Origin of the sequence: Streptomyces sp. NBC_01803 (assembly GCF_035917415.1) — a bacterium.
Classification (GTDB): Bacteria; Actinomycetota; Actinomycetes; order Streptomycetales; family Streptomycetaceae; genus Streptomyces.
Genome location: NZ_CP109073.1, coordinates 2032167 through 2052980, shown reverse-complemented (window position 1 = coordinate 2052980; position 20814 = coordinate 2032167). Strand labels below are relative to the sequence as shown.

Genomic DNA, 20814 nt, shown 5'->3' with positions numbered 1-20814 from the left:
ATTCCAGTCGGACGCGTGACTCCGGAGGGTCATGTTCTGTCTTTCGCTTGTCCCTCAACTCCCCTCTGTTGTTCACTCCTTCGGGTGGCCGCTTCGGGGAGACGGCTACCTGCCCTGTCGGCGCTGGCAAGGTCGGTGCCCACGTGACGAGAATGCGAGCACAGGTGCGGAAGACGACAGAGCATGACCCCGCCGACGCCGATCCGTCCCCCTCCGCCCCGTCAGCTTCCCGCGCCCGTGCGGCGCGCAGACGGCGTGTCCGGGTCCGGAACCGGCTGATGGTGGGGCTGCTGCTGACCGGCACCGCCGTGGCCATCGCCGGCGCGCCCGCCGTCTTCGCGGGCGTGCGCGACCTGCGGGAATCCCGCGCCCTCGTCGGCGACGCCGAGCTGGCCGGGCGGACCGTCGCCCTCTCCCACCTCCTGGCCGACGAGCGGGAAGCCGTCGTCGCCGCTCTCGGCGCCGCCGACCCCGGCGCGGTGGAGGCCGCCCTCCCCGACGACGCCCGGACCCGCGTCGACAGCCAGTCCGCCGCGCTCGGCACCGATGTCGGCGCCGCCGTGCGCGCCTCCCTGGACGCCGTGCCGGCGGTCAGGGACGCGGCGCTGTCCGGGCGGAGCGACCCGGCCGAGACGTTCGAGATCTACAGCGACGTCATCGCGGCCCTGGACGGCGTCCTGCGCGGCGTCAGCCGCGGCACGCCCGAGCGGGCCGCCGACCCCACCGCCGACGCCCTGCCCGACCTCGCCCGCGCCGTGGACGCCTCCTCGGCCGTGCGCGGGCTGCTGCTGGCCGCGCTGGCAGGCGGGGACGGGCAGTCCGCCACCGTCGCGCTCGCCCAGCGGGAGGCCGCCCGCGAGAGCGCCGCGCTCACCGACTTCCGTGCCACGGCCGACGGCGTCGCCCGGGAGGACTACGAACGGACCGTCGCCGGCGACGAGGTGCGGGCGGCGGCCACCCTCCTGACCGGGCTCGCCGACGCCGCCACGTTGTCCGCCGAGGAGCGGGATCTCGACCCGGCCGCCGTGGGCGACGCCCTGTCCACCCGCACCGGCTTCCAGCGCGACACGCTGCTCTCGCTGGCCGAGGAGCGGACCGCGAGCCTCCAGCAGCTCGCCGACGACGACATGACGCGGCTCCAGATCACGGCGGGCATCGTGCTCGCCGCGCTGGTGCTCGCGTTCTCCGTCAGCGTGCACACCGCGCGCTCCCTCACCCAGCCGCTGGCCGCCGTCCGGCTCGGCAGCCGCCGCGTCGCCGCCGACCCCACCGGCCAGGAGCCGGTCCGGTTCACCGGCCGCAACGACGAGTTCGCCGAGGTCGTGCACTCGGTCAACGCGCTGCGGGCCCGCGTCGTGACCCTCCAGCAGCAGGCCGCCACCGCCGCCAGGGACGCCGACGCGGCGGCCCGCGACAGCGGCGGGCTGCGCGCCGAGCGCGACCGGCTGCTGGCCGAGCACAACGAGCTCAACGCGCGCCTCGCGGCCCTGCACGGCGCGGTGCACGGCATGTTCGCCCACCACGCGCGGCGGCTGCTGCTCCTGGTCGGGGAGCAGCTGTCGGTCATCGAGGGGCTGGAGGAGCACGAGGCGGATCCGGATCGGCTCGCCGTGCTGTTCACGGTCGACCACCTCGCGGCCCGGATGCGCCGGCACGGCGAGAACCTGATGCTGCTGGCCGGCGCGGAGCCCGCGCCGCAGCTCGGCGAGCCGCTGTCGCTGATCGACGTGGCGCGCGCCGCCGTGAGCGAGATAGAACGCTACGAGCTGGTGGAGACCGCCCCGCCGCCCCCGGCCGCCCGCATCGTCGGCGGCGCCGCCCGCGACGTCAGCCACCTGCTGGCCGAACTGCTGGACAACGCCACGGCGTTCTCCCCGGCCGGCGCCCGGGTGCGGCTGACCGGCCGCTGGGGCGAGGGCGAGCTGATCTTCACCGTCGAGGACGACGGGGTGGGACTGTCGCCGGAGCGGCTGGCCGAGCTCAACGCCCGGCTCGCCGACCCCGTCACCCCGCCGCCCGGCGCCGGGAGCGACGCGCCCGGCGTGGGCATCGGCATGGGCCTGTACACCGTGGCCAGGCTGGCCGCCCGCCACCGCCTGCGCTGCTGGCTCGACACCCGGCCGGGCGGCGGTACGGTCGCGCACGTGATCGTGCCCGGCGCCCTGGTCGAGCCGCTGTCGGAGCCCTATCCGTCGGAGCCCTATCCGTCCGAGCCCGCGCGGCCGGCGCGGGCCCGGCCACCGATCCCGGCGCAGGCCCGTCCGCAGCCCCCGCCCCCGCCCGCGGCGCGGGCGGCGGAGACCGTGCCGGAGCACGGCAGGGCGACCGACACCATCTCCAGAACCAACGCCGTCACCGAGAGCGGGCTGCCGTTGCGCAACCCGTTGGCGACCGGCGTCGGGCCCTCGCCGCAGCCCACCACGGGCCGGGCGCGGGCCGTCGACGCCGAGGAGCTGCGCCGCCGCCTCGGCGGCTTTCAGCGCGGCGCCAGGGAAGGACACCGGGACGCCGCGAGGGCGGCGGGCCCATACCCCGGCGAGGCCGGAGAGGAGCTGCCGTCATGACCGCACAAATCCGTATGGCGCCCGGCACGCACAGCAATGCCGGGGACGACCTGCGCTGGCTGCTGACCCGCCTGGTCGAGGAGGTGCCCGGCGTCCTGTCGGTCGCCGTCGTCTCGGCCGACGGACTGCCGCTGCTCTCCTCCGAGCCGGCCGGCGCGCCCAAGCGCTCCGCGGTGGGCCCGCTGGGCGCGGCGGCCGACCTGGCGACGATCGTCTCCGGCCTCGGCAGCCTCACGGCGGGCGCCGCCACCCTGATGGAGGGCGGCCCGGTCCGCCAGACGCTGGTCGCGATGGACACCGGCAATCTGCTGGTGATGTCGATCAGCGACGGCTCCCTGCTCGGCGCCTACACCGAGCCGATGGCGGACATGGGCGTGGTGACGTACCACATGGCCCTGTTCGTGGGCCGCGCCGGCCATCTGCTGACCCCGGAGCTCCGCGCGGAGCTCCGCCAGGCCACTCCCCGCCCGACCGCGCGGTAGCGCCCGGCCGGCGCCGCGCGGGGTCAGCCGGGGCGGACCGCGCCCCGCACGGGGTCGCTCGCCAGCGGCGCGAGCGTCACCTCGGTGCCGGGGCGCGGGGCGTGGACCACCTGGGCGTCGCCCGCGTACAGCGCCACGTGGCCGGCGTCCTCGCGGTAGATCACCAGGTCGCCGGGGCGGAGCTCGGACAGGGGCACGCGCGGGAGCTCGTTCCACTGGCGCTGGCTCGTGCGCGGGATGGTGACGCCCGCGTGCGCCCACGCCTGGGAGGTGAGGCCGGAGCAGTCGAACGCGGCGGGGCCTTCCGCGCCCCAGGCGTACGGCTTGCCGAGCTGGGCCAGCGCCCAGGTCAGGGCCCGCTGACCGGCGGGCGAGGGCGGCCGGTCGTCGTCGTCCAGGGTGCCGGAGGCCAGCAGCTCGCGCTGCGCCTCGTCCGTCGCGGCCAGCTCCCGGGCCGCCAGCTCGGCCGTCTCCTCGGGGGTCAGGCCGGCCAGCAGCGCGGTCACCTCGTCCAGGCGCCGGTGGATCTCGTCGCGTCGGCTCCGCCGTTCCTCGGCCAGGGTCTCCTCGGTGTCCAGCGCCTCCCGGGCGGCGGTGGTCAGCTCGTCGGCCCGTTCCTCGTTCGCCACCAGCCGGTCGATCTCGGCGGTCTTGGCCGCCGCCGTGCGGACCGCGACCGTCCCGTCGTGCATCGCCTGGCCCGGATCCTCGCCGAGCAGCAGGCGCAGCGCCGGGGGCAGCGTCAAGGCGCCCTGACGGTACTGTCCGGCGGCGAGCCGGCCCGCGAGGCGGCGGGCGGCGGCCAGGTCGGTGCGGGTGTCGGCGAGGCGCTCGGTCAGTCGCTCGACCTCGGCGCGCTGGGCGCGCAGCCGTTCGTCGGTCTCGTTGAACGCCTCGGTCGCCGCGCCCGTCTGCCGGTAGAGGGTCCGCAGCTCCGTCAGCAGCGCCTCGGGGTCGCGAGGTTCGGCGCCGGCGGGCGGCGCGGTCAGTGCGGTGAGCGCCAGGGCGGTCAGGGCGCCGGCCAGGGTCTTGATCATCAACGGCACGCAACGCACCCCACCACAGCCCGCGTCAGGGCGCGCGCCGGAGGAGTGCGAACGGGTGGTCAGCTCCGCCGACGGTGGGCGTGGCGCGGCTCGGCGTCCGGCGCGTACACGTAGCGCCAGCCGCGCGGCAGGCGCAGCAGCCGGGTCTGCTCGGCGGCCTCCAGCCGGTATACGTACACCGTCTCCGGCGCGCCGTCCGCGCCCGGCACCGGCACCTCGTACGTGCGGGGCGGCTTCCCGGTCGGGCCGACGAGCACCGGCAGCACCCGGCCGTCCAGCGGACCGCCCACGAACGGCGTCTCCTCGCTTCTCACGACTCGGAGGACTCCAGCGAGTCCAGCTCGTCGAGCGAGCCCAGTGACGCGGCGGAGCCGAAGATCTCGAAGACGCCGCGCATCCGCAGGATCAGGGTGTCGATCCGGCCGCCGGGCTCCTCGGTGGCGGCGGCCACCAGCACGGCCCGGGCGGTCTCCTCGTCACGCGCGGCCGTGGACGCGAGCTGGAGCAGCAACTGGTCGACCAGCCAGTCCCGCAGATCCTCCACGGGCCGTTCCCGGTCCTCGTCCAGCCAGATCAGCGAGGCGGCCTCCACCGCCGTGATCCAGGTGCGCACGGCCATCGCCAACCGGGGGCCCGGCGACGGGGCCTGGAGGTGCGTGAACACCTGCTGGGCCGCCACCCGGCGCACGCCGTCCACGATCGCCGTCGTGCTGGACGTCTCCACCACGCTGCCGCCCTTGAGGAGGGCGGCGAATCCCTCGTCGTGCTCCACGACGAAGGCCAGATAGCGGTCCAGGCCCCGGGCGAGGCGGTCGCTGAGCGGCCCCGCGGCGGGCATGGCGAAGCACAGCTCCAGGTCGGTGGCCGCGCTGTGCAGCGCGGCCTCGTAGAGCTGCTGCTTGCCGCCCGGGAAGTACCGGTAGACCAGCGGCCGGGAGACGCCCGCCGCGCGGGCGACGTCGTCGAGCGAGACGTCCTCGGGCGCGTTGTGGGCGAACAGGCGCAGTGCGGTGGCGATGAGCTGTCCTCGGCGTTTCTCCACGCTCAGCCTGCGGTACGCAGGACCGGGTAGTGCGGGGCGACTGCTCATGTCGTGAAGGGTAGCGGCCCCGGCCGGGCCGCGCGCCGTCAGGCCAGCAGGCCGGCGCTCCGCCACAGGCGCCGGCTGACGCCGTTCATGACCCCGATCTCCTCCAGAAAGTCGGTCAGGCGCTCGGCGCCCCGCCGCATCACCTGGCGGCGGTGCTCGCTCGCCTTGACCTGGGCGACGGCCTCGGCCCGGTCCAGGCCGATGTTCGTGTACACCTCGGGGTTCACGAAGGCGACGGAGAAGACGCGGGCGAACTCGCCGCACGACAGGCGGGTCAGCTCGCGCTGCCAGCGCGGCGCGGTCCGCATCTGGCGGCGCAGCTCCTCGCGGGCGTACCGCACGTGCCGCGCCTCCTCGACCACGTGGATCCGGGTCACGCCGCGGATCAGCGGCTGCACGCGCTCGTCCGGGAAGGTCAGGCGCTGCATCCAGTCGAGCACCTCCTCGCCGAGGAGGGTCGCGGTGAACGAACCCGGGGTGGTGGAGATGGCCTTGAAGACGCGGGCCAGGTTGTGGTGGATCCGGTTCGGCGGATAGGAGGGCGTGCCGCCCTTGGTGATCGCCCGCGCGAACATCATGGAGTGCCGGCACTCGTCGGCGATCTCGGTGAGCGCGTACCGGACATGGGCGCTGGTCTGGGGCTTGTCGTAGATGTGCCGGACCAGGAGCTGCATGAGGATGATCTCGAACCAGATGCCGAGCGAGGCGAGGGCGGCCGTCTCGTGCCGGGAGAGCTCGACGCGCCGCTCGTGCGACATCTCGTACCAGAGCGGGGTGTCGTAGAGGGACACCAGCTCCGGGGGCCAGAACCACATGCCCTCGTGCCAGGGGGAGTCCCAGTCCAGCTCCCGGTCGGGGTCGAAGGAGTGCTTGGCCGAGGAGGCCAGCAGCCGTTCCGCCACCCGTTCGCGGTCCTTGAGCGCGCCGAGGGCGTCCTGGAGCGTTTCGACGTCGGGGTCGGTGTCGATGGCCGGGTCCACATAGGCGATCAGACCCGCGGAGGCTGAGCGTGTCATAGTCGTATGAGACTGCGCGTCAACAGGTGAGTCAATCCCTTGGACGCGCCCGGTTCACGCGGGTGTTCGCCCGGCCCTCCGGCCTCTTCCGTCCGTTTCTGAACGGCTTTCGTACACCGAGGCGCGTGCTGCCGTTCACCTCCATGTTCATGCCGCCCGTTCATTTCCGCGACATGGGTTCCCGGCCCTGCGGTAACCGGCTTTCGGTGTGCTGGGTGACTATGACGCGACGACGGACGGTCCGGCCGCCGAGCTGGAGCACCATCCGGGGCCGGGTGGCCATCGTGCTCGCCGTGCCCACCTGCCTCCTCCTCGTGCTGGCCGGGGCCGGGGTCGCCGACCGGGCGGCGGACTGGTCCACGGCACGCCGGAGCGGGGACCGGGTCACCCTCGCGCTCGATGTGCAGAGCCTCGTCCGCGAGCTGCAGCGCGAGCACGGACTGACCAGCGGTCTCCTCGTCGGGGCCGGCCGCTACCGCCCCGAACTGGCCGACACCCGGCGGCGGGTGGACGCCATCCACGGCGAGCTGGTCCGGCGCGTGGCCGAGGGCGACGTGACGGCGTACGAGGACGCGCTGGCCGGCCTCGACCGGCTGCCCGAGGTGCGGGCCGAGGTGGACGACGACAGCATCGACCGGGCGGACGGCCTGATGTTCTTCTCCGACGTCATCGCCGATCTCAACGACGCGCAGCTCGCGGAGTACGCGGGCCATGGCGACCAGCGGCTGAGCGACGGCATGGGCGCGCTCCAGGCGCTCTCCGGCGCCACCGAGGCGCTGGCCCGCGAACGTGGCCTGATGAACGGTGTGTTCGTCGCCGGCCGCTTCGCGGAAGGTCAGTACCTGGAGTTCGCCGCCGCCCGCGCCGATCGCGAGTCCGCGCTGCGCTACTACGGCCAGCTCGCGACCGACGATCAACGGGCGGCGCTGGCCGCCGTGTTCGCCACCGAGGAGGCCGGGCTCGTCGAGACCCTCGAAGAGGACGCCGAGGCGGGCGCCGACGGCTCGCCGCTCGACGCCGACGCCGACGCGTGGTGGACCGCCTCCACCGCGCTCACCGACCGCCTGCACGAGACGCAGCAGCGCATCGGCACCGATGTCGCGGATCGCACCCAGGAGTTGCGCGCGGCGGCCACTCGCGAGCTGGTCGGCTTCGTGGCCCTCGGCGCGCTGATCCTCGCCGTCGCCATCGCGCTCGCCGTGCTCGCCGCCCGCGCGATCACCCGCCCGCTGGACGAACTCACCCGGCAGGCCGAGAACGTCGCGGGTCACCGGCTCCCCGAGACCGTCCGCGCCATCCAGGAGGCCGAGCCGGAGGACGCCGAACGCCTCGAACCCCCCGGGCTCGACCCGAGCCTGGGCCGGGGAGCGGAGGAAGTCACCCGCCTGGCAGCCGCGTTGTACGACGTCGAACGCACCGCCGTCGGCCTCGCCGCCGAGCAGACCGTGCTGCGCCGCAACGGCACCGAGTCGCTGGCCAACCTCGGCCACCGCAACCAGCGCCTGGTCCGGCGCCAACTGCGCCTGATCACCGCGCTGGAGAGCAAGGAGCTGGACCCGGACGCGCTGGGCGAGCTGTTCGAGCTGGACCACCTCGCCACGCGCATGCGCCGCAACGCGGACTCGCTGCTGATCCTCACCGGCCAGCCGCTGCCGCCCCGGGTGTGGACCGGCACGGCGGAGGTCGCGGAGGTGGTGCGGTCGGCGGTCTCCGAGGTGGAGGACTACCGGCGCGTGTCGCTGGTCGAGTCGGAAGCATGCCAGGTCCACGGCTGGGTCGTATACGAACTGTCGCACCTGCTCGCCGAGTTGATCGAGAACGCGCTGACCGCCTCGCCGCCCGCCCGGCCCGTCGAGGTGTACGGCTGGTGGGACGGCGCCGAATACTGCCTGGCCGTGGTGGACCGGGGCAACGGCATGACGGAGGAGGAACTGGCGCGGGCCAACGCCCGCCTGGCGGGCCAGGAGAACTTCCTCGTGGCGCCCACCCGCTTCCTCGGTCACTACGTCGTCGGCAGGATCGCCGCCCGCCTCGGCGTCCAGGTGGAACTACGTCACACGCAGAGCGCCCCGACCACCACGACGGCGCGCGGCGCGGGCGTCTCGGCGTATGTGGCGCTCCCGCCCCGGCTGTTGCACCCGGGGGTGGCGCAGGAGCCCCACACCAGCACGGTCCCCGCCTGACGCGCCTGACACGCCTGACGCGCCGGGTCCCCCCGGCCCCCGGTCCCCCCGGCCCCCGGTCCGCCCGGCTGGCCCGGTCCCCCCGGCCCGTGGCTCAGGCGGCGCGTTCCGAGGGCGGCGGCAGCGGGCGGCTCGGGCCGTCGTCGGGCGAGTCGAGCCAGAGCCGGTGCGACCCGTCGGCACCCACGGTCAGGCCGTACCGCTCCGGTCCCGGCCGCCCGGCCGCCGTCCAGTCGGCCAGCAGCGCCGCCCGTTCGGCCCACAGGTCGCGCGGTCCGTCGTACTGGATGCGGGCGGTGCCGTCCTCGCGGGGCGCCAGCCGCGCCCACGAGTCGCTCGCCGGGTGCACCACCCCGTACAGCCGCCGGCCATCCGCGTCGATGAGGCACAGCTCGTGCGCGTCCGGCTGCGCGAGCCCGCAGAGGAACCGCGCCATGTCCGCGCCGGGATCGGCGGGCACCGCGACCTCGGCCTGCCGGCCCAGCGGCACCAGCAGCGCCGGGATGTAGCTGCGCGCGCCGGGTGGCGTGACGGCGGACGGCCGGTCGAGCACCGGCAGGAACGGCCCCTCGGCCGAGCCGTCCTCCCGCACGGTCAGCACCGCGATGCCCAGCCGCAGCGCGACGACCACGGTCCCGCCGGGCACGACCTGGGCCGCCCACGCCGCCGGGACCCGGCCCGTGGCGCTGACGGCGAGCAGCCCGGCGTACGGCGCGTGTTCGGGACAGCCGCGCGCCGCGTCCCCGATCACGGTCGTCGGCGCGAACCCGGCCCCAGCCATCCGGGCGGCGGCGTCCTCGGTGGCCAGGGACACCACCCGGTCGTCGCCGAGCCCGTGGCACAGCAGCGCCGCGCCGTAGCCGTTGCCCTGCCCCACCTCCAGCACGCGCCCCTGGCCGGCGAGGCCGGCGTCGAGCGCTTCGAGCATGGCCGCCGCCGTGCCGGGCCGCACCCCCAGCAGCGGCTCGTCGGCGTGGACCGCCGCCAGGTACTCGGGCTCGCCGGGCCGGTGGGTGTGCAGGTCGGAGACGAAGATCTCCCGGGGCACGGCGGCGAACGCGGCGTGCCAGCGGTCGCCGCGCAGCAGGCCCTCGGCGGCGAGCGCGTCGGCCAGCTCCCGGCGCAGCTCCTCGGCCGGGCGGATGGCGGTGGTCATGGCGGTCCTCCAGGACGTCGGCGGCACAGCGGGAATGGCTGCGGGGTGTCGCGGTGGTTCGCGATGCCCAACGAGTGGCCGCGCGCGACGTAGTGCGGTGCGAGGTTTCCCGGCGGTACCGACACGCCGGGCGTCGCGTTCTCAGCCGCGCGCGCCCGGGACTTCCCGGGCCGCCCCGGCCGGCGCGGTCGCCCCGGCCGGCGCGGTCGGCTCGACGCCGAGCCGCTCCAGGACCCGGACCGCCGTGCCGTGCCGCGGCTCCGTCACCGCCGGGACCAGGGTGGGCGACCCGCGGGGCCGTCCACCCAAGGTGATGGAGGTGGCGCGGCGCGTGCGGTGCGTCCGGTCAGCAGCGCGACGGGGCGGCGCCGTGGAGCGCGATGTCGGCGGCCGGGGCCCAGGCGTAGTGGTCGGTGCGGACGAGGTGCCACGTCCCGCCCGCCGCGCCCTCGGCGGCGCAGATCACCGTCAGCTTCTCGCCCCGGGGGAGGGCGGCGAGGACGGGGGAGCCGGGGTCGGGGGCCTGTCTGAGGTCGGTGCCCGACTCGGCGGTGACCTCGGGGTGGGAGGCGTCGGGGGTCTCGGCTGCGTCGGAGGGTTCCGCGCCGCCCTCCTCGCCCGCGCCGCCCTCCGCGCCGCCCTCCTCGCTCCCCCCTTCGGTGGCGGGACCGGCGATCACCGCCATGGCGACCGCGCCGGTGGCGGCGTACAGCGAGAGTCTGCCGAGTAGCGACATCGCGTGCCTCCTCACTCTCCGCACTCAGCAACAGGGTAAATGCGGCCGAATGGGGGCGCAATTCGTCACCAATGGTGAAAGGGGGCGGCGGTGTCAGGGTCCGATGAGCGCGTGCAGGGCCGGCCGCAGCAGCTCCGTGATGTCGTGGGGCCGCAGACCGCGCAGGGCCTCGACGCCCAGCATCTGGTGACCGATCGTCACGCCGACGGTGACGCAGATCAGCAGCGCGGCGCGCGCCTGCGCGTCGGCGCCGGACAGCACGGCGGTGATCTCCTCGACCTGCCGGTCGAAGGTCTCGGTGGCTATCCGCTGGGCCTCCGGATGGGTGAGCATCGACCGCATCATCGTCAGCGTGGTGGCCGGCAGGCCGTCGAGCTTGCTGCCGAGCGTCGACAGCAGCGCCTCCACGATGTCGGCGGGCTCCTCGGCGGCGGGGGTCGCCAGCGGGACCGGCACCTGCGCGGCCCGCGCGAACAGCTCCCGTTTGGAGCCGTAGTACTGCATCACCAGCGCCGGGTCCACGCCCGCGGCGGACGCGACCCCGCGGATGGTGGTGCGTTCGAAGCCGTGCTGGGCGAACAGGTCCCGCGCCGAGTCCAGGATGCGTTCCTGCGTCCGCTGTCGGCGCTCGGCGCGGGTGAGACCGGGGGACTCGCTCATGGGCCCAGACTCTACTGTCGGGCTCACGCTCCGGAGCGGCCCTTCCAGATTTCCCGCGAGACCCCCTCGGGATCGGCCGCAACGGCCGGATCCGTGTCCCGGATACGGGGCAGCCGAGCCTCCGGCCGGTCGTCCGGCCGGCCCGGATCGCCGGTCACGGCGAACGACGTCCACGCGGACCGGACGCGGGCGGAGAGCGGCTCGACGTCGGGATGCCCCGGGCCGCCCAGGGGGGAGCGGGCGAACGCGGCTTCGACCTGCTCGGTTCGTGGAGCACCTGGTCGCGCGCGGCCCCCGCGACGCCGTCCTGATCGGCGCCGGTCCGGCTGTACAGCGGTCCCTCGGTCCAGCCGGCTCCGGGCACCCGGGCCCCCGCTCGCCATGCCGACCGGGCTCGCCATGCCGACCGGGCTCGCCATGCCGACCGGCCCTTTTCTCCCTAGACTGGCGACATGGCTCGGCCGAACGAGGAGGTCGAGGCGCTGCTCCAGGAGTACGCCGACCTCATCGCGATCAGCGGCGGAGACGCGTTCAAGCAACGCGCCTACGAGAGAGCCGCGCGCGCCATCGGCCGTCACGCGGCGGACATCTCCACCCTGGACCCGAAGCGCCTGCGCGAGATCCCCGGCGTGGGGAAGTCCATCGCCGACAAGGTCGAGGAGTACCTGCGGACCGGGCACGTCGCCGCCGTCGAGGAGAGCAGGACCGCCGTGCCGCCGGGCGTGCGCGCGCTGATGGGCATCCCCACCCTCGGGCCGAAGAAGGCGATGACCCTCTACCAGGACCGGGGCATCGCCTCGGTGGACGAGCTGGTCGCCGCCATCCGCGCCGACCGGCTGGACGGACTGAAGGGCTTCGGGCCCAAGACCAAGGAGAACATCCTGCACGGCGTCGACGTCCAGCGGCAGTCGGGCGGGCGCGTCCTGCTGGACGCCGCCATGCGCCTGGCGGACGAGGCCGTCGCCGGGATCTCGCGCGCGCCCGGCTGCGAACGCTGCGCGTACGCCGGTTCGTTGCGGCGGATGCGGGAGACGATCGGCGACATCGACGTGCTGGCCGCCGCCGAGGACCCGGAGCCGGTGATGGCGGCGTTCACCGCGTTGCCGCTGGTCGCCGAGGTGATCGTGCGGGGGCGGAAGAAGACGTCCGTCCGCACGGCCGCCGGGTTCCAGCTCGACCTGCGGGTGCTGCCGCCCGACTCGTGGGGCGCGGGCCTCCAGTACTTCACCGGCTCGCAGGCGCACAACATCCGCACCCGCGAGATCGCCGTGCGGAAGAAGCTGAAGCTGTCGGAGTACGGGCTGTTCGAGACGGAGAGCGGGAAGAAGGTCGCCGCCCGGACGGAGGAGGAGGTCTACGAACGGCTCGGCCTGCCGTGGATCCCGCCCGCCCTGCGCGAGGACCGGGGCGAGGTCGCCGCCGCGCTGCGCGGGGAGCTGCCCGAGCCGGTCACCGAGCACGACATCCGGGGCGACCTGCACACCCACACGGACCTGACGGACGGCCTGGCCTCGCTGGAGGAGATGGTCGAGACGGCGGCGGCGCGCGGCTACGCCTACTACGCCGTCACCGACCACGCGCCCGAGCTGCGGATGCAGCGCATGACGCGGGAGAAGATGCTCGCCCAGCGGGAACGGGTCCGGGCGCTGGACGGCGGGCACCGGCGGATGCGGCTGCTGCACGGCACCGAGCTGAACATCGACCCGGAGGGGAACGTCGACTGGCCGGACGACTTCCTGGCCGGCTTCGACCTGTGCGTGGCCTCGGTCCACTCCCACTTCGGCCTGGACCGGGACACCCAGACCCGCCGCCTGATCCGGGCCTGCGAGAACCCGCACGTCAACATCATCGGCCACCTCACCACCCGAAAGATCGGCAGGCGGGCGGGCATCGACGTGGACCTGGACGCGGTCTTCGCCGCCGCCGCCCGCACCGGCACGGCCATCGAGGTCAACGGACACCCCAACCGCCTGGATCTGCGCGACGAGCACATCCTGCGGGCGCGGCGGCACGGTGTGCGGTTCGCCGTCGACAGCGACGCGCACGCCACGGCCGAGCTGGGAAACATGCGCTACGGCGTCGGCACGGCCCAGCGCGGCTGGCTGACGAAGGACGAGGTGATCAACGCCTGGCCGCTCACCCGGCTGAGGCGTTTCCTGGCGAAGCGTCCGGGGGGTGCGGGGCGTCCGGGGCGCTCCCGGTGAAACTCCCGGTGAAATGGGTGAGGAACCAGTCGCGGGCCAGCTCCGCCACCTCCGACAGGGCGCCGGGCTCCTCGAACAGGTGCGTGGCGCCGGGAATCAGGGTCAGCTCGCTGGGGCGGCGCAGTGATTGCTGGGCCATCCGGTTCAGCTCGATCACCTGGGGGTCGTTCCCGCCGACGATGAGGAGGGTGGGGGCGGTGACCTGCCCCAGCCGGTGGTCGGCGAGGTCGGGGCGCCCGCCGCGCGAGACGATGGCGGCGATCCGTTCCCGCTGCTGAGGCTCGGCCGCCGCCCAGAGCGCGGCGGCGGCGCCGGTGCTGGCGCCGAAGTAGCCGACGGGGAGATCCGTGGGCAGCCACGCGGTGGCGGTGGTGAGACGGCGGGCGAGCAGGCCGATGTCGAACACGTTGGTCCGGTCGTGCTCCTCCTCGGCGGTGAGCAGGTCGAACAGGAGCGTGCCGAGCCCGGAGTGGTTGAGCGCCTCGGCGACGAAACGGTTGCGCGGGCTGTGCCGGCCGCTGCCGCTGCCGTGCGCGAAGACCACCACGCCGGACGCGCCCGGCGGGACGGACAGCTCGCCCGCCAACTCCGCGTCCCCGGCCGGGATGGTGACCTCGTGGCTGGTGCCGTGCTCCAGGCAGGCGATCACCTCGGCGTCCGTGGTCGGCGCGAAGTCGCGGTAGAACTGGCCGACCGCCGCGAAGTCCGCCGGGGTGTGCGGACACACGAAGGCGTCGGCGTCGTCGCCGACCCGGGCCGCCCCGTCGAGCGGCGCGACCGGCACGGCCAGCACCACCCGCGCGGCGCCGCGCGCGCGGGCGGAGCGGCAGGCGGCGCGGGCGGTGGCGCCGGTCGCGATCCCGTCGTCCACCACCAGGACGGTGCGTCCGGCCACCGAGATCCGGGTCCGCTCCCCCCGGTACTCCCCGGCCCGCCGCGCCAGCTCCACCCGTTCGGCGCTCTCGACCTCGGCCACCTCCCCGTCGCCCACCCGGACCCTGCGCACCACCTCGTCGTTGATGACCCGGGCGCCGTCCTCGGCGATGGCGCCCATGGCCACCTCCGGCAGGAACGGCACGCCCAGCTTCCGCACGAGACAGACGTCGAGCGGTGCCCGCAGCGCCCCGGCCACCTCGGCGGCGACCGGCACCCCGCCCCGGGGCAGCCCCAGCACGACGACGTCCCGCTCGCGCAGCGGCTCCAGCGCCCGAGCCAGCCGCCGCCCGGCGTCGACGCGATCCTCGAAGATCATGCGGGTACCTCCTGGAAGCGTTTTCCTCCATGGAAGCCCCTCGGGCCGCCCGCCGCGCCCCGGGGACCGCCGCGGGGGTCACCCGGCCGGGGCGACCTCCACGGCCAGGTCGTTGTCCACCGTGTAGTACGGGCGGACCGACGCGGCGCCGACGGTCGTCGCCGGGTAGACGAAGATCTGCTTCTTGTCCGCCACATCGTCCAGCAGGCGGGCCACGCGGACGCGGGGGGCCTTCGGCCGGGGGCGGACGAAGACGTCCCAGAAGGCCGGGTCGGGGCCGGGCGGGGCCGGGAAGTCGTAGCGGGCCGTGAAGGAGAACGTGTCGGGGCCCTCCGCCCGTAGCGGCGTCTCCACGACCGGGCCGCCCTTGCCCCGGCAGCGCAGCAGGGCCGCCGCGCCGTCGCCGAGGGTGGTGCCGAGCAGGCGGCCGTGGACCGTCATCGCGCCGTCGGCCACCCGGATGTCGGCCGCCTCCGCGTGCGCGGGCCGCAGCCAGGCGCGGATGGCGAGCCAGCGGTCCTTCGTCGCGTATGGCACGCGGACCGCCAGCGGCAGCGGCAGCGGCGCTCCGGCGGGGCGCTGTCCCGGGGCCAGGACGCGCAGGTCGCGCAGGCCGGGGCGCAGGCGCCGGCGCTCGGCGTCCGGGGCGGCCAGCGCGTACACGTCCCAGCGGCCCTCGGCCAGCACGGGCTCCGGGTCGAGGACCGCCCGCAGCCGACCGGGGGCGCCGGGGACGGGGGTGAGGGCGAGGGTGTGCGTCGTCGTCTCCGGCTCGCCCTTCTTCGGGCGCAGCCGCAGCAGGAGCTGTTCGCCGCCGGTGCTCCCGGGGAGGCTCAGCTCGACGGTGACCCGGCCCTCGGCGTCCACGGCGCAGTCCGCGCGCGGCGCCTCGGGCTTCGCCTCCTGCGCGCGTTCGTGCGCCTCATGGGCGCCGTGCGCCTGGTCCGTCTCGTTGGTCGTGTCGCTCATCGCTGTCCCTTCCGCACGGTCCGCAGCGTGGTGAGGGCCACCGCGAACGCGGTGTCCTTGACGGCGTGGCCGCTGCTGACCAGCCGTCGGCCGAACGAGACACCCCGCCGGCGCGTCCGCCGGCCGCGCTTGGCGTCCAGCAGGCTCGTGAACAGCTCCTCCGCCACTTCGACCACCGGCACCGGGTCGTAGCGCCGCGAGTTCTGGAGCGCGGCGCGGCCCATCCGCAGCCGCAGCTCGTCGTCCTGGACCAGGTCCAGCAGCGCGGCGGCGAGCGCGCTCTCGTCGCCCACCGGTACCAGCCGACCGTCCATGCCGTCCTTGATGATCTCCGCCGGGCCGTAGGGGCAGTCGGTGGAGACGACCGGCAGACCGCAGCGCATCGCCTCGACGATCGTCATGCCGAACGGCTCGAAGCTGGAGGTGACGGCGGCGATCGAGCCCTTCACCCACTCGGCCTCGATGGGGGTGACGGCGCCCATCAGGAAGGCGTTGTTGTTCAGGCCCAGCTCGTCGATGAGCGCGCGCAGCCGGTCCCGTTCCTCGCCCTTGCCGTAGACGCGCAGCTGCCAGTCGGGCCGCTCGGCGGCGACCCGCGCGAAGGCGCGGATGAGCAGCTCGTGACGTTTGGAACGGACCAGTCGGCCGGCCGCGATGACGACCCGGCCGGTGGAGTCGGCGGGCGGCAGGACGGGCGGCGGCACGCTGTTGGGCAGCGCGGTGACGCGCACGTCCGGCAGCCGCATCTTGCGCCGGTACGCCTCGGCGTCCGCGTGGGTCACGGTCGTCAGCGCGTCGAGCCGCGAGTAGACGCGGCGCAGCTCGTTGCGCAGGGCCGGCGGGTGGCTGTCGAGGGTGAGGTGTTCCTGACCCACCAGCACCGCGTGCCGCGGCCCCTGGAGGGCGATGTGCACGTTCAGGCCGGGGCGGGTGCCGATCACGACGTCCGCGTCCAGGTCGGCCAGGGTCGCGGCGATCCGTTCGTCGGTCAGCTCGCTGTACTGGTCGTGGCGGTATTCGGCGGCCGGGAAGACGCGGGCCGGCTTCTGATGCAGGGGGTGGTCCTTCTCGGTCCGCAGGTCCACCAGTGCCCGCATTCGCACCTTCGGACTGAGGGTGAAGTTGGGCTCCTCGCGATGCCGGTTGATGGAGATGATCTCGACGTCGTGCCGCTCGGCGAGGGCTTGCGCCAGGTTGAACGTGGTCTTGATGGTCCCCCCGATCCCATAGCCGTTGTGGAGGAGGAAGGAAATCTTCATGGGGACGTAGACCTCTGTGGTGCGCGGGCGGTTGCCCGCCGTTCGGTGGGGCCGTCGCTCCTCGCCGGCCGTGGGAGCTGCCCGGTGGCCCGCGGGTGGGACGTGATCATGAAGGTAGCGCAGCGGCGGACGCCGCGCGTCGGCCTCACTCGTGGCGCGTCCCGGTGCCGCCGTTCCACTGCCAGTCGGCGACCTCGGGGAGGTCGGTGCCCTGCTCGCGGATCCAGTGGTGGTGGCGGTACCTGGTGTCGGCCATCCGCTGGCGCAGGTGCGCGGCGCGGACCGAGAGGCCGGGGACGCGGTCGATGACGTCCATGACCAGCCGGTAGCGGTCGAGGTCGTTGCTGACCACCATGTCGAACGGGGTGGTCGTGGTGCCGCGCTCCAGATAGCCGCGCACGTGGGTCTCCTCGTGGTTGGCTCGCTTGTAGGTGAGGCGGTGGATCAGCCACGGGTAGCCGTGGTAGGCGAAGATCACCGGCCGGTCGCGGGTGAACAGCGCGTCGTAGTCGCGGTCCGGCAGGCCGTGCGGGTGCGCCTCGGAGGGCAACAGGCGGGCGATGTCCACGACGTTGACGACGCGGACGGACAGCCCGGGCAGATGTTCGCGGAGCAGCTGGGCGGCGGCCATCACCTCCAGCGTCGGCACGTCCCCGGCGCAGGCCAGCACGACGTCCGGCTCGGTGCCGTCGACCTCGGTGCCCGCCCACTCCCAGATCCCGGCGCCGCGCGCGCAGTGGGCGCGGGCCTCCTCGATGCCCAGCCAGTCGAAGCAGGGCTGCTTGCCGGCGACGACGACGTTGACGTACTCGCGGCTGCGCAGCACGTGATCCGCCACGGCCAGCAGGGTGTTGGAGTCCGGCGGCAGGTACACGCGCACGACCTCGGGGGACTTGTTGAGGACGTGGTCGATGAAGCCGGGGTCCTGGTGGCTGAAGCCGTTGTGGTCCTGGCGCCAGACGTGCGATGTGAGCAGGTAGTTGAGGGAGGCGATGGACCGGCGCCAGTCCAGGCGGCGGGCGGTGAGCAGCCACTTGATGTGCTGGTTCACCATCGAGTCCACGATGTGGATGAACGCCTCGTAGCTGGAGAACATCCCGTGCCGCCCGGTGAGCAGATAGCCCTCCAGCCAGCCCTGGCAGAGGTGTTCGGAGAGCACCTCCATCACCCGGCCGCCGCGCGCCAGATGTTCGTCCACCGGCAGGATCTGGGCGTCCCACGCCTTGTCGGTCGTGTCGTAGACGGCCTGGAGCCGGTTGGACGCGGTCTCGTCCGGGCCGACCAGGCGGAAGTCGCGGCGCTCGCTGGTCGCGGCCATCAGCTGGGCGAGCAACTCACCCAGCACGCGCGTCGGTTCGTGTGTGGTCCCGCCCGGGGTCGGCACTGGCACGGCGTAGTCGGCCAGCGGCGGAACGGGCAGCTCGCGCAGCAACAGGCCGCCGTTGGCGTGCGGGTTGGTGCCCAGCCGGCGCGGTCCCGCCGGCGTCCGGGCCAGCACCCGATCGGTCGGGGTGCCGTCCTGGTGGAACAGCTCGCGCGGCCGGTAGGAGTGCATCCACGCCTCCAACTGGCGCAGATGGTCCGGGTTCTCACGGGCACCGTCCAACGGGATCTGGTGCGAGCGCCACGTGCCCTCGACCGGCAGGCCGTCCACCTCGGCCGGGCCGGTCCAGCCCTTCGGGGTGCGCAGCACGATCACCGGCCACCGGGGACGTTCGGTCGCGCCGTGGAAGCGGGCGGCGCGCTGCGCGGCGTCGATCCGGTCCAGCGCGGTGTCCAGCGCGTGTGCGAACGCCTGGTGCGCGGGGCCGGGGTCGTCGCCCGCCGCGGCCGTGACGTGGATCGGCTCGTGGCCGTAGCCGCGCAGCAGCGCGTCCAGCTCGTCCCGGGGAAGACGGGCCAGCACGGTCGGGTTGGCGATCTTGTAGCCGTTGAGGTGCAGGATCGGCAGCACGGCGCCGTCGTGTACCGGGTCGAGGAACTTGTTGGCGTGCCAGGACCCGGCCAGCGGCCCGGTCTCGGCCTCGCCGTCGCCGATGACGCAGGCCACGACCAGCCCGGGGTTGTCGAACGCGGCGCCGTAGGCGTGTGCGAGGGAGTACCCCAGCTCGCCGCCCTCGTGGATCGAGCCGGGCGTCTCGGGCGCCACGTGGCTGGGGACGCCGCCGGGGAAGGAGAACTGCTTGAACAGTCGCCCCATGCCCGCCGCGTCCCGCGTGACGTCGGGGTAGGTCTCCGGGTAACTGCCGTCCAGCCAGGAGCCCGCGAGCACGGCCGGCCCGCCGTGCCCGGGCCCCCACACACAGATCGCGTCGAGATCCCTGGCCCGGATCACCCGGTTGAGGTGCGTGTACACGAGGTTGAGCCCGGGGGAGGTGCCCCAGTGGCCCAGCAGCCGGGGCTTGATGTGCTCGGGGCGCAGCGGCTCGGTCAGCAGTGGATTGGCGAGCAGGTAGATCTGGCCGACGGACAGGTAGTTGGCGGCCCGCCAGTGGGCGTCGAGCGCGGCCAGCTCGTCAGGCCCGAGGGGGGTGGGCGGGGCGGCGGTGGGGGCCTGCGTCATGGTGGTGTCTTCCTGCCCTCTGGGACCGCCCTCGGGTCAGCCCTGGTCGCTGGTGGCGGAGTGCGGCGCGCCGCCCGGCTTGGACTCGGGCGAGCCGCGCTGGATGAGCCGGCCGGTGGCGACGACGCACAGGAGGAACCGCGGAGCTCCGATGGCCAGTTCTCGGTGACGTCCACCGCGAAGTCGGCGGACGTCGAAGAGGACTCGAACGGCACCGGGGCGGCGCCTTCCGCGCGCCGCTCGCTGTTGTCCTCCGCGTGCCCCGCCACCGCCTGCCCGGCCGGGGCCAGGAGGAACGCGCACCCGGACGCGAGGCTCGGCCCGTTGTCGTGCGCGAAGCGGCGCACGGGACGCGCTCCCGGTCCCGTTCCCTGGCCTCAGCGGCCCCTGGCCTCAGCGGCCCCTGTCCTCAGCGGCCCCTGGCCTTGCGGGTGTCCGAGCGGTTCTCCTTGCGGATGGCGTCCAGCAGCTCGGACTTGCTCATCTGCGAGCGGCCGTCGATGCCCAGCTGCTTGGCCACGCCGTACAGATGCTCCTTGGACGCCTGCTCGTCCACGCCCTCCCCGCTGCGCCCGCCCTGCTGGCGCGGCCGGGCCGATCGCGGATCGGACGGCCCCTTGCGGTTCTTCTCCTTGGGCCGCCAGTGGTCACCCACCTTCTCGTGGGTGTGCTTGAGCGCCCCGTACGCCACCCGGTGGGCGCGCTGGCCCTCGCCGTACTCCTTCACCGCGGAGTCGTGTGCCTTGATCCAGGTGCGCTGCGCCTTGGCGTCCGAGCGTTCCAGCGTCGATGGCAATTCCTGGCGTCCCGGCACGGTCACCACCTCCATGGTCGGAAATCGTGGATTCCGGCGAGTACCCGGCCGCCGGGCGGCGAAACCGCCACGAACCGGACGGGTGTGCGGGTGGCCGTGTCAGCCAGGGCCCCGGAAACTTTGTACCGTTCCCCACGTGACCTCTTCCGCCGCACAGACCGCCGTCGGCCCTGGTGGGATCGCCGGGTGGGCGACCGGCCTCATGGAGGCGCTCGGCGCCCCGGGGGCCGGTGCCGCCATCGCTCTGGAGAACCTCTTCCCGCCGCTGCCCAGCGAGGTGATCCTGCCGCTGGCCGGATTCACCGCCAGCCAGGGCGAGATGAACCTGTGGGCCGCGCTGCTCTGCACCACGCTGGGCTCGGTCGTCGGCGCCCTGGCGCTCTACGGGGTAGGGACGGTGCTCGGGCGGGACCGGCTGATCGCCGTCGCGGCGAAGCTGCCGCTGGTGAAGATCGCGGACATCGAGCGGACCGAGCGGTGGTTTCTCCGGCATGGGCCGAAGGCGGTGTTCCTCGGCCGGATGATCCCGCTCTTCCGCAGCCTGATCTCCGTCCCGGCGGGTGTGGAACGGATGTCGCTGCCGGTCTTCGCGGTGCTGACCACCATCGGGTCCGCGATCTGGAACACCCTGTTCGTGGTGGCCGGTTACCGCCTCGGAGAGGACTGGAGCAAGGTCACCGACGCCGTCGGGCTGTACTCCAAGGCCGTCGGCGTCTTCGCGGCCTTGGCCGTGTGCGCCTTCCTCGTGGTGCGGGTGGCCCGCCCGGGGCCCGGCAAGCGCCGGGCCTGAGGGGGCCTGGGGCGGGCCTGAGCGCGCCTG

19 protein-coding genes are annotated in these 20814 nt (G+C 74.3%); 5 read left to right on the top strand and 14 right to left on the bottom strand.

Going from position 1 to position 20814, the window contains the following annotated elements; all coding sequences use genetic code 11:
- Positions 1–278: 278 nt before the first annotated feature.
- Positions 279–2564, top strand: a complete 2286-nt coding sequence (locus OIE51_RS08750; protein WP_326596703.1) for a sensor histidine kinase — start codon at positions 279–281, stop codon at positions 2562–2564.
- Positions 2561–3046: a roadblock/LC7 domain-containing protein gene (locus tag OIE51_RS08745; RefSeq protein ID WP_326596702.1), complete on the top strand. Its 486-nt coding sequence runs from the start codon at positions 2561–2563 to the stop codon at positions 3044–3046. The genes OIE51_RS08750 and OIE51_RS08745 overlap by 4 nt, the downstream gene beginning before the upstream one ends.
- A gap of 23 nt (positions 3047–3069) precedes the next feature.
- Here OIE51_RS08745 and OIE51_RS08740 read toward each other — a convergent pair whose 3' ends face one another.
- The 4 genes from OIE51_RS08740 to OIE51_RS08725 form a co-directional block, all read right to left on the bottom strand.
- Complete coding sequence (locus OIE51_RS08740; protein ID WP_326600564.1) at positions 3070–4083, bottom strand: NlpC/P60 family protein; 1014 nt, start codon at positions 4081–4083, stop codon at positions 3070–3072.
- A 68-nt stretch (positions 4084–4151) separates the two neighbouring features.
- Positions 4152–4406, bottom strand: coding sequence for a hypothetical protein (locus tag OIE51_RS08735; protein WP_326596701.1), 255 nt, complete (start codon positions 4404–4406; stop codon positions 4152–4154).
- The gene (locus OIE51_RS08730; protein ID WP_326596699.1) at positions 4403–5182 is read right to left on the bottom strand and encodes a helix-turn-helix domain-containing protein; all 780 of its coding nucleotides are present in this window, start codon (positions 5180–5182) and stop codon (positions 4403–4405) included. Before OIE51_RS08730 ends, OIE51_RS08735 begins: the two co-directional genes overlap by 4 nt.
- A gap of 38 nt (positions 5183–5220) precedes the next feature.
- Positions 5221–6198 carry an AurF N-oxygenase family protein gene (locus OIE51_RS08725; RefSeq protein ID WP_326596697.1) on the bottom strand — a complete coding sequence of 326 codons (978 nt, stop codon included), beginning with the start codon at positions 6196–6198 and terminating at the stop codon, positions 5221–5223.
- Between the two features lie 221 nt (positions 6199–6419).
- Between OIE51_RS08725 and OIE51_RS08720 the strand changes: the two genes are divergently transcribed.
- Positions 6420–8381 carry a sensor histidine kinase gene (locus OIE51_RS08720; RefSeq protein WP_326600562.1) on the top strand — a complete coding sequence of 654 codons (1962 nt, stop codon included), beginning with the start codon at positions 6420–6422 and terminating at the stop codon, positions 8379–8381.
- Between the two features lie 94 nt (positions 8382–8475).
- Here OIE51_RS08720 and OIE51_RS08715 read toward each other — a convergent pair whose 3' ends face one another.
- The 4 genes from OIE51_RS08715 to OIE51_RS08700 form a co-directional block, all read right to left on the bottom strand.
- Positions 8476–9537: a protein-L-isoaspartate(D-aspartate) O-methyltransferase gene (locus OIE51_RS08715; RefSeq protein WP_326596696.1), complete on the bottom strand. Its 1062-nt coding sequence runs from the start codon at positions 9535–9537 to the stop codon at positions 8476–8478.
- Positions 9538–9678: 141 nt separating this feature from the next.
- Positions 9679–9804, bottom strand: a complete 126-nt coding sequence (locus OIE51_RS08710; protein WP_326596695.1) for a hypothetical protein — start codon at positions 9802–9804, stop codon at positions 9679–9681.
- A 79-nt stretch (positions 9805–9883) separates the two neighbouring features.
- Positions 9884–10273 (bottom strand): SH3 domain-containing protein, encoded by a 390-nt coding sequence (locus OIE51_RS08705; protein WP_326596694.1) that lies wholly within the window; start codon positions 10271–10273, stop codon positions 9884–9886.
- Between the two features lie 93 nt (positions 10274–10366).
- Complete coding sequence (locus OIE51_RS08700) at positions 10367–10933, bottom strand: TetR/AcrR family transcriptional regulator (RefSeq protein WP_326596692.1); 567 nt, start codon at positions 10931–10933, stop codon at positions 10367–10369.
- 452 nt (positions 10934–11385) lie between these two features.
- Between OIE51_RS08700 and polX the strand changes: the two genes are divergently transcribed.
- The gene (gene polX, locus OIE51_RS08695; RefSeq protein WP_326596690.1) at positions 11386–13137 is read left to right on the top strand and encodes a DNA polymerase/3'-5' exonuclease PolX; all 1752 of its coding nucleotides are present in this window, start codon (positions 11386–11388) and stop codon (positions 13135–13137) included.
- On the opposite strand, the gene OIE51_RS08690 is transcribed toward polX, so the two are convergent.
- The 6 genes from OIE51_RS08690 to OIE51_RS08665 all read right to left on the bottom strand — a co-directional run bounded on the left by OIE51_RS08690 (position 13070) and on the right by OIE51_RS08665 (position 19994).
- A complete protein-coding gene (locus OIE51_RS08690) occupies positions 13070–14389 on the bottom strand; it encodes a phosphoribosyltransferase family protein (RefSeq protein WP_326596689.1) in 1320 nt (439 codons plus the stop codon). The two genes, polX and OIE51_RS08690, sit on opposite strands and share 68 nt — an antisense overlap.
- Positions 14390–14467: 78 nt before the next feature.
- On the bottom strand, positions 14468–15358 hold the full coding sequence (locus tag OIE51_RS08685; protein ID WP_326596688.1) for a transferase: 891 nt from the start codon (positions 15356–15358) through the stop codon (positions 14468–14470).
- Positions 15355–16617, bottom strand: a complete 1263-nt coding sequence (locus tag OIE51_RS08680) for a glycosyltransferase family 4 protein (RefSeq protein ID WP_326596687.1) — start codon at positions 16615–16617, stop codon at positions 15355–15357. The genes OIE51_RS08685 and OIE51_RS08680 overlap by 4 nt, the downstream gene beginning before the upstream one ends.
- A gap of 145 nt (positions 16618–16762) precedes the next feature.
- Entirely contained in the window at positions 16763–19180 is a 2418-nt protein-coding gene (locus OIE51_RS08675) for a phosphoketolase family protein (RefSeq protein ID WP_326596686.1), read from the bottom strand.
- Positions 19177–19527, bottom strand: coding sequence for a DUF6766 family protein (locus OIE51_RS08670; RefSeq protein WP_326596684.1), 351 nt, complete (start codon positions 19525–19527; stop codon positions 19177–19179). The genes OIE51_RS08675 and OIE51_RS08670 overlap by 4 nt, the downstream gene beginning before the upstream one ends.
- A 62-nt stretch (positions 19528–19589) precedes the next feature.
- Complete coding sequence (locus OIE51_RS08665) at positions 19590–19994, bottom strand: ChaB family protein (protein WP_326600560.1); 405 nt, start codon at positions 19992–19994, stop codon at positions 19590–19592.
- Positions 19995–20196: 202 nt separating this feature from the next.
- Between OIE51_RS08665 and OIE51_RS08660 the strand changes: the two genes are divergently transcribed.
- On the top strand, positions 20197–20784 hold the full coding sequence (locus tag OIE51_RS08660) for a DedA family protein (RefSeq protein WP_326600558.1): 588 nt from the start codon (positions 20197–20199) through the stop codon (positions 20782–20784).
- The last annotated feature ends 30 nt before the right edge of the window (positions 20785–20814 follow it).

Excerpts from the sequence above, each read along its gene's own strand:
- OIE51_RS08750 (WP_326596703.1), top strand. The coding sequence starts at position 279 with ATGGTGGGGCTGCTGCTGACCGGCACCGCCGTGGCCATCGCCGGCGCG.
- OIE51_RS08745 (WP_326596702.1), top strand. The coding sequence starts at position 2,561 with ATGACCGCACAAATCCGTATGGCGCCCGGCACGCACAGCAATGCCGGG.
- OIE51_RS08740 (WP_326600564.1), bottom strand. The coding sequence starts at position 4,083 with ATGATCAAGACCCTGGCCGGCGCCCTGACCGCCCTGGCGCTCACCGCA.
- OIE51_RS08730 (WP_326596699.1), bottom strand. The coding sequence starts at position 5,182 with ATGAGCAGTCGCCCCGCACTACCCGGTCCTGCGTACCGCAGGCTGAGC.
- OIE51_RS08725 (WP_326596697.1), bottom strand. The coding sequence starts at position 6,198 with ATGACACGCTCAGCCTCCGCGGGTCTGATCGCCTATGTGGACCCGGCC.
- OIE51_RS08720 (WP_326600562.1), top strand. The coding sequence starts at position 6,420 with ATGACGCGACGACGGACGGTCCGGCCGCCGAGCTGGAGCACCATCCGG.
- OIE51_RS08715 (WP_326596696.1), bottom strand. The coding sequence starts at position 9,537 with ATGACCACCGCCATCCGCCCGGCCGAGGAGCTGCGCCGGGAGCTGGCC.
- OIE51_RS08705 (WP_326596694.1), bottom strand. The coding sequence starts at position 10,273 with ATGTCGCTACTCGGCAGACTCTCGCTGTACGCCGCCACCGGCGCGGTC.
- OIE51_RS08700 (WP_326596692.1), bottom strand. The coding sequence starts at position 10,933 with ATGAGCGAGTCCCCCGGTCTCACCCGCGCCGAGCGCCGACAGCGGACG.
- polX (WP_326596690.1), top strand. The coding sequence starts at position 11,386 with ATGGCTCGGCCGAACGAGGAGGTCGAGGCGCTGCTCCAGGAGTACGCC.
- OIE51_RS08690 (WP_326596689.1), bottom strand. The coding sequence starts at position 14,389 with ATGATCTTCGAGGATCGCGTCGACGCCGGGCGGCGGCTGGCTCGGGCG.
- OIE51_RS08685 (WP_326596688.1), bottom strand. The coding sequence starts at position 15,358 with ATGAGCGACACGACCAACGAGACGGACCAGGCGCACGGCGCCCATGAG.
- OIE51_RS08680 (WP_326596687.1), bottom strand. The coding sequence starts at position 16,617 with ATGAAGATTTCCTTCCTCCTCCACAACGGCTATGGGATCGGGGGGACC.
- OIE51_RS08675 (WP_326596686.1), bottom strand. The coding sequence starts at position 19,180 with ATGACGCAGGCCCCCACCGCCGCCCCGCCCACCCCCCTCGGGCCTGAC.
- OIE51_RS08660 (WP_326600558.1), top strand. The coding sequence starts at position 20,197 with ATGGAGGCGCTCGGCGCCCCGGGGGCCGGTGCCGCCATCGCTCTGGAG.